Origin of the sequence: Exiguobacterium sp. KRL4, from assembly GCF_001870785.1 — a bacterium.
In the GTDB taxonomy this organism is placed as follows: Bacteria; Bacillota; Bacilli; order Exiguobacteriales; family Exiguobacteriaceae; genus Exiguobacterium_A.
The window spans coordinates 121371-128802 of the sequence record NZ_MOLV01000009.1 but is presented as its reverse complement, the minus strand read 5'-3'; the positions used below and the strand labels follow the sequence as shown (position 1 = coordinate 128802).

General features: G+C 46.2%; 6 protein-coding genes. 1 reads left to right on the top strand and 5 read right to left on the bottom strand.

Annotated elements, in window-relative coordinates; all coding sequences use genetic code 11:
* Positions 1 to 140: 140 nt before the first annotated feature.
* From BLD48_RS07900 to tpx, 3 genes are all read right to left on the bottom strand, one after another.
* Complete coding sequence (locus BLD48_RS07900; RefSeq protein WP_071499720.1) at positions 141 to 1352, bottom strand: acetate kinase; 1212 nt, start codon at positions 1350 to 1352, stop codon at positions 141 to 143.
* Positions 1353 to 1473: 121 nt separating this feature from the next.
* Positions 1474 to 2382, bottom strand: coding sequence for a class I SAM-dependent methyltransferase (locus tag BLD48_RS07895; protein ID WP_071499719.1), 909 nt, complete (start codon positions 2380 to 2382; stop codon positions 1474 to 1476).
* Between the two features lie 104 nt (positions 2383 to 2486).
* On the bottom strand, positions 2487 to 2993 hold the full coding sequence (gene tpx / locus BLD48_RS07890; protein ID WP_143082928.1) for a thiol peroxidase: 507 nt from the start codon (positions 2991 to 2993) through the stop codon (positions 2487 to 2489).
* Between the two features lie 163 nt (positions 2994 to 3156).
* On the opposite strand from tpx, the gene BLD48_RS07885 reads away from it, so the two are divergent.
* A complete protein-coding gene (locus BLD48_RS07885; protein WP_014971014.1) occupies positions 3157 to 3972 on the top strand; it encodes an NAD kinase in 816 nt (271 codons plus the stop codon).
* 38 nt (positions 3973 to 4010) lie between these two features.
* On the opposite strand, the gene BLD48_RS07880 is transcribed toward BLD48_RS07885, so the two are convergent.
* Together BLD48_RS07880 and ezrA are read right to left on the bottom strand one after the other, a co-directional pair.
* Positions 4011 to 5570: an amidohydrolase gene (locus BLD48_RS07880; RefSeq protein WP_071499717.1), complete on the bottom strand. Its 1560-nt coding sequence runs from the start codon at positions 5568 to 5570 to the stop codon at positions 4011 to 4013.
* A gap of 66 nt (positions 5571 to 5636) precedes the next feature.
* Positions 5637 to 7343 (bottom strand): septation ring formation regulator EzrA, encoded by a 1707-nt coding sequence (ezrA, locus tag BLD48_RS07875; RefSeq protein WP_071499716.1) that lies wholly within the window; start codon positions 7341 to 7343, stop codon positions 5637 to 5639.
* Positions 7344 to 7432 lie beyond the last annotated feature (89 nt).

The window sequence follows — 7432 nt, the reverse complement described above, 5'->3', positions numbered from 1 at the left end:
CTGAATCTCAAACAAGAAGCCGAACGCATTTTAGCTTCTTCAACCGTCGGAACGACGGGGTTAGCCTGATCAGGTTTCGACCGTCAGGTCGGATAACTCAGGAATCCTTCACCTCTAAGTGAAGCGTAGGTGGAGGTAGTTCAAACGTTTTGTTCGACTAAGCCGCCGATTCGTACCGTGTCACGTGCAATCATCAATTCTTCATTTGTCGGAATGATGATGACTTTGACCGGTGAATGCGGATAGTTGATGAATAATTCTTCACCACGCGCGCCGTTGTTGAGCGATGGATCCCAGTAAACGCCCATGAATTCCAAACCACGCAGGACTCGCTCACGAATCGAATCTGAGTTTTCACCAACGCCTGCTGTAAAGATGATCGCATCAACGCCATTCATCTCTGCCGCATATTGTCCGATGTATCCGTGAATCCGGTTCGCGAAAATCCGGAGTGCCATCTCGGAACGGTGGTTTCCTTCTGTCGCTGCCGACTCAACATCACGTAAATCACTTGAAAGACCTGAAAGACCGTAGATTCCTGATTCTTTGTTCATAACGTTCAAGACATCTTCTGCCGTTTTGCCTGTTTTCTCCATCAAGAACGGAATCAAGGCCGGGTCAAGCGAACCAGAGCGCGTGCCCATCGTGATTCCTTCGAGTGGCGTGAAGCCCATTGTCGTATCAAGTGACTCGCCACCCGCTACTGCCGCAATGGACGCTCCGCTACCGAGGTGACACGAAATCAGACGGAGGTCTTTTAATGGACGACCGAGCAATTCAGAAGCACGTTCAGTTACGTACTTGTGGCTTGTTCCGTGGAAACCGTATTTCCGAATTCCGTATTCTGTATAGTATTCGTACGGAAGACTGTAGAGGAAGTTCTCTTCCGGCATCGTTTGGTGGAAAGCCGTATCAAATACAGCAACTTGAGGTACGTCCGGCAAAATCGCTTGGAATGCACGGATACCGATCAAGTTTGGTGGAATATGCAATGGACCGAGCTCTGTATACGATTCGATGTCTTGCATGACTTCGTCCGTAATGACGACTGAATCGGCATACTTTTCTTTCCCGTGTAACACACGGTGCCCTACACCTTTGATTTCATCATAAGATGAGATGATGCCAAACTGCGTCAACTTCTCTAACGACAATTCAACCGCTTCTTTATGTGTTGCAAGTGGAAGAACATCTGTAAATTTCTGCCCTTCACCATATTTAATCGTAAAGATGGCGTCATCTTTTCCAACACGCTCTACTAAACCGACTGCGACCATCGTCTCACTCGGCATCTCAAGTAATTGGAACTTAAGTGACGAGCTACCGGCGTTTACTGCCATAATCTTTGCCATGATTTATTTCCCCTTTTCCATTCAAAATCAGTAGACATTCACATCTGTATGAGTCTTGCTCTTTTTCTGTTCTACACTAGAATAGTCAAATTAACAATAGATTTCAATCACTTTGCGCATTTCACTTTAATTCTGTGTTAATCCATTCATCAATCTGTTTCACCATTCCACCAAAGGCACGGGCATCCGTGAAGGACGGTAACTCAGCGAGTAATGCTTGTTTAGGCATCGTCATTCCGGCAAGATGGTTTCGCACGATCAGATAACTTTTGGCGGCTTGTTCTTGTTTGAACATCGTCAGTGGCAATTGGAGAATACCGATAACATGCGCTTTCGCTTCAAAATAGTGCTTCAACTTACCTTCCGTATCATGTTGGAACAAGCCGTTCGGAATGACAAACACACCAAATCCACCTGGCTTCACGTAATTCATCGCTTGTTCGATCAATAGAAAATGGCTGTAACTCATCCCTTCCTCACGTTTTAGGACATACGTCTGGGCTACATCTTCATCCGGATAATAACCAATCGGTAAATCAGCCATCGCTAAATCAACAGGATCTAACAAAAGCGGGCGGAGTCCATCTTGATGCGTATAGTTGACCGGATAATCAAGAAGTTCCGTGACGGATGCAGAAAGTCGGATTAATGTTTCATCGACTTCAACGGCTTCCGCGACGGTATCTTTCGGGAGTTGACTGAGGACCGCATGTAACATCCCACCTGTTCCACTTCCAAGATCAAGCAGACGAACATCCTCCTTCTTGATTAATTTCCCGATTAAATAACCGGCAAACAAGGCAACGCTGTCTGGTGTCGGTAAATGATTCGGTTGAGCCTGTTTCATGCCTTCAAGGATTGCAAGTGAAACAGCTTTTCGTACCGTTTCCGGATCGACGTTTTCCGTATGCCGTTCGTTTAGTCGGTCGATGACTTCCGTCAACGCTTCTAAATACGGCATATCTAAATCACGTTCTAGTTTCCGAGTTTGTTGGGTCAGTTCTTTATATAAGGTTTCTAATGCTTCCATCTGTGTTCCATCCTTTCAAAACGAAACGGCCCCCCGTGCTTCGTGGGAGCCGTTTTTTCTCATTATCTTCATTGTAGCGGTTTCACGCCATTTGTAAACTATTCTTACTTCGTCGTTTTGGCACCTTTGGCTGCAACAAGTGCCGAATCAAAATCGACTTCGTTCGTTGACTCGTCCAGGTACTCGGCATATACGACTTCGTTTGCCGCATCGATGACGAAGACAGAACGAGCAAGTAAGCGAAGTTCTTCGATCGCTACTCCGTATTGTGTACCAAACGAAAGATTACGATGATCGGACAACGTCACGACGTTATCGAGTCCACTTGCCGCACACCAACGACGTTGTGCGAATGGCAGGTCATTTGAGATCGTCAAGACCGTCACACCATCGATTCCCGCTGCCTCTTCATTGAATTTACGAGTTTGTGCGTCACAAACCCCTGTATCGATTGATGGTACGACACTGATGATTCGAACCCCTTGATATGTATCGCGCATAACCGGTGAAAGATCATTTGCCAATACTTCGAAATCCGGTGCTTGTTGCCCGACCTCAACTGCTGTTCCGACTAATGTAATTGCATTGCCTTTAAATGTTGCCATGTGAATTCCCCATTTTCCAATAGATTCTAAGTCGTTTCCCATTCTACTATAAAAACGGTGCTAACGTATGACAAGATTTTTGCCCGTGTCTTTAGCTAGCAGTACCGATTATCCCTTAAAACAGGTATAATGAAAGAGTTCATGAAACGCTTTCAAGGGGGAATTGACCATGGCTCGAAACAATGTCTACCTGTATTACCGAAACAAACAAAGACACGAGACGCAGGTACGTAAATTGATTGAAGTTGGAAATCGGTATGGACTAAATGTCGTCCAGGATCATAAACAAGCCAATATCATCGTTTCGATTGGTGGAGATGGAGCGTTCCTTCAAGCAGCCCGTTTCACCGGATTCCGTGAAGACGCCATTTATGTCGGATTTGCTGAAGGTCCGAACTCGTTTTATTGTGACTTTGACATCAATGATTTATCTTCAGTCGAAGCGATTTTCAAAGAAACCGGCAACCGTGCTTCGAACGGTGATATCGAAGTCCGCCGTTATCCACTTTTAGAAGCTTCAATCAATGGTGGTCCAGGCATGCTTTGCCTAAACGAATGTTCCGTCAAGTCGAGTATCATCAAATCACTGGCAATCGAAGTATACATCGATGGATTCCTATTCGAGACATTCCGCGGGGATGGGATGGTCATCTCGACACCAACCGGTTCAACGGCTTACAACAAATCCTTGTCAGGTGCGATCGTCGATCCATTGATCCACTGTCTGCAAGTCAGTGAGATCGCATCCGTCAACAATAACCGTTACCGGACACTCGGATCGGCGTTCCTCTTAAACCGGGGTCGTAAACTGTCTCTCCGCATCATCGAAGACGGCAATGACTATCCGATCATCGGAATGGACAACGAAGCACTCAGTTTAAAACGGACCGATTCGGTCGATATTCAACTATCGGAAAAAGAATTGAAAACCGTTAAACTCACCGACAATACATTTTGGCATAAAATTCAACGTTCTTTCTTATAACAAAAAAAATCTGCCGAGTGGCAGATTTTTTTGTGGAATCAATTCATGACCGGAGTAGCCTGAAAAACGGTTTTCCCCGCTTGGACCGTCTCAACCAATCGGTTACGTAAGACCGCTTCTCCACGTAATAAGTAGAAATCTTGATCAAAGATGACGAAGTCCGCGTCGTAGCCTGGAAGCAACATGCCTTTTCGTCCATGTGTATCCGTTGCGATGTGTGGATTTCTCGTAAACAACAACAACGCTTCATACATCGAGAGGACTTCATTCGTCTTGTTGATGTTGCCTGCCGTTCCAGTTGTTGCCGCATATAATGCACGCCGAACATCGGGATCTGAGATTGGCGCATCTGATCCACCACAGAGAAGAGCACCCGTATCCGCAAGCGACTTCAGTCGATATGCCCAGTCGAGCCGGTTCAGCCCAAGACGGTCTTGTGCAAAATCCGCGTCATCCAGCAAGAACACCGGCTGAACATCAATCAAGACCGGTAACTTCCGGATACGCGTCAAGAGTTCAGGACGGACGACCGTCGCATGGATGATCCGGTCTCGTGTTCCTTTTGGTGCCGGATAATTCTCAAGTACCGTGACAAAACGTTCAATTGCCAAGTCACCGATGACGTGCGCCGCGACCGTAAAACCATAGCTGCGCGCCCGTTTGACAAGTTGTTCCAACTGTTCTGGTGAATGGACTTCGATGCCACGTGTTGTCGCATCGTCCGAATATCCTCTGCCAAGTAAGGCCGTCCGTCCACCGAGTGCACCATCGACAAATACTTTCATCGCACCGACGGATAACGTCGCCGGCAAAACAGGATTCATCTGAATGAATTGATCGAGTACTAAATGATGGACAAGAAGATGCGCATGGAACCCGGTTTCTTCCGTCACTTCACGGTACGCCTGCAAGACATCCTTCAACTCACCATGATATGCCAAATCTTCCGTGTGCGCAGCGACGATACCGTGCCGCTGTAAATCTTTGATTGCCGATCGTAGCGATGCTTTGTTCCGTTCCATTGAACCTGATTGCAAAGCATACAGTGGTTCGATCGCTGCATCATATAAAAATCCGTCGGCTTCGCCCGACTCCGACAAACCAATCTTCCCACCTTCGACAACCGTCGACGCCTTGTAACCAAGCTGTTTGAACAAGACATCATTGACGAGCACTGTATGTCTGTCCGTTCGTTTGAGTAGTGCCGGTTCTGTTGGAAACAGTTGATTTAACCACGCCTTCGTCGGTGCACGATCCAGTTTCGTCTCATCATAACCTTCCGCTACGTGCAAGCCGTTGATCGCTTCCGCTTGAACAAAGGCTTTGCCTAATTCGTCTAACGTCGTATAGCGAGACGCATCAACTCGCCCGATCGCTTCCCCGTAGCCAATCAAATGGATATGAGCATCGGTAAATGCGGGATAAACCGCTTTGCCGTTTAAGTCAACAATCGTTAGAATCCGTCTTCCGAATCGACGACGTAACTTTCCCTCTTCCCCCATCGCGATGATCCTTTCCCCTTCAACAAACATTGACGAGTGCACATCTTCCTCGTGTGCCATTGTTCGGATGATTCCGTTCACATACAGTTTTCCCATCTCAACCGCTCCTTTTTTTACAAAAACAGGGTGACCTGGACGGCCACCCTGAATTGTCAGTGATGATTACACATGCATCGTTTCCTGTTGACCGCATGCTTTTCGAATACGTTCGATGGAGCCTGGATCAAATTGTTCCAAAACACGTTCTCCTAAAGTGATCGTCCGCTCGTAATCTCCCGCCAGGAACTTTGTCTCAGCAATCGTCAGCGACATATGTATCTCATTATCGTGCCGCCGGAAACGGTTGGCGTATTGGACAAGACGTTCCGCATACGTGACTTCGAATACTAGTTTATCTATCCGTTCTTGCAACAATCTAAACGTCCCGTTGACGTCTTCACTTTGAGAAACGATATAATTGACGTTAAATGGTAGCTCTTCTAAACGTGACTCCAGGGTCTGCAGGGAACGACTTGAAGCATGTAATGCCTCCTCGACATCCGCTGGGATTTTCGGTAAACCTAACCGTTTCAAACGCAAGCGAGTCGTCGAAAGAAGCTGACGCCATTCCGTGACCCGTTGTCGGACTTCTGTCTCTTCTTTACGTAATGCCTGAAGTTCAACGGTAAACCGTTCATACTGAATCATCAACTGTTCTTCTAAACGAACGGCATCTCGCATTTGATCCTCCAACATACTAAATGGGATGATGCGGCTTGCGATCGATTCGTCTAAATCTTTTGCTGCACCAAACAACATTTCTTCATCTCGTTGAATCGACTCATAATGCTCACCTAGATCCGCTGAGATTTCATAATTTTCTCGTAGCATGCTGAACTCTTGCGCCAATTGATGTATTTTTTCACGCATCCGTAATGCTTTTTGTTTCAGCGACTGATTTTCTTTTTTCACATGGTGTCGAGCATCCACTTCACGCCGGAACGTATCGTACATTTGATCAATATCTGAAGCAAGCTGTTGTACTTGTTCTTCTAGACCAACGATTTCGAGGAACTCCAACTTTTTGACGAGACTCAGACGCTGTTCTTCAAACCGTTTGATATCAGATTGCATACCAAGCGGCTCCAGTGGATAACCGTCAAGTGTCATCTCTTTATAGCCGGCACTTAATTGATCAATCCGTTGTCTTAATTCATGTGCTAGTGTTTTCCAATGTTGCGGAATCACTTCGACGAGCTGACGGGTCTCTTCGACTTTCGCTTCAAGCTGAAGACTTGTTTCGTAAGCTTTCGTCACTTCTCCTGCTTCCTCGAAAGCAACCATCTCTGTACGCAATTGGTCAATCGTCTCTGCTTGTTCTTCCAACTTAGGTAAAGCTGGTCCAAACGATGTCGCTTGCAGTAACAGGGATTTATGCACTTGACTAGAGTGGGTTTCCCCTTGCGCTTTCAGTTCTGCTAAGACGGATTGATTCGTCTTAAACGTCGACATATCGGTTAACATCTCATCGATCAATCCTTCAAGTTCAGCAATGAGTTGTTCCGTTACTTCCAGATCGTTTTTAACCGCTACAAAACGATAGCCATCTAGCCCTTCTTCTGCCCGATATAACGTCTCATCAATTTGTGCCACGTGGACGGTCACTAACTCTTCCCATGCCTGGTGCCAGGATGTGAATTTCGTCTCCGTCTCACCCGCCATCGGGAGTTCCTTTAGTTCTTGCAGCTCCTTCGGAATCGATGCACTAATGATTCCTTGTTTCCGCAGATCAAGTTCATCGATTTTCGTATAATATTTTTTCCGACTAATCATGCTAAACAGCATGACGAGTAATACGATGACGATGACGCCAATCACCCATGCCCACATTTGTTACGACCTCCACCCTGTCAAGCGATTTCACTTTCCAATAAATTCGCTTTAATCTTATCCTTATAATAGTATAGCGCAACCGATTT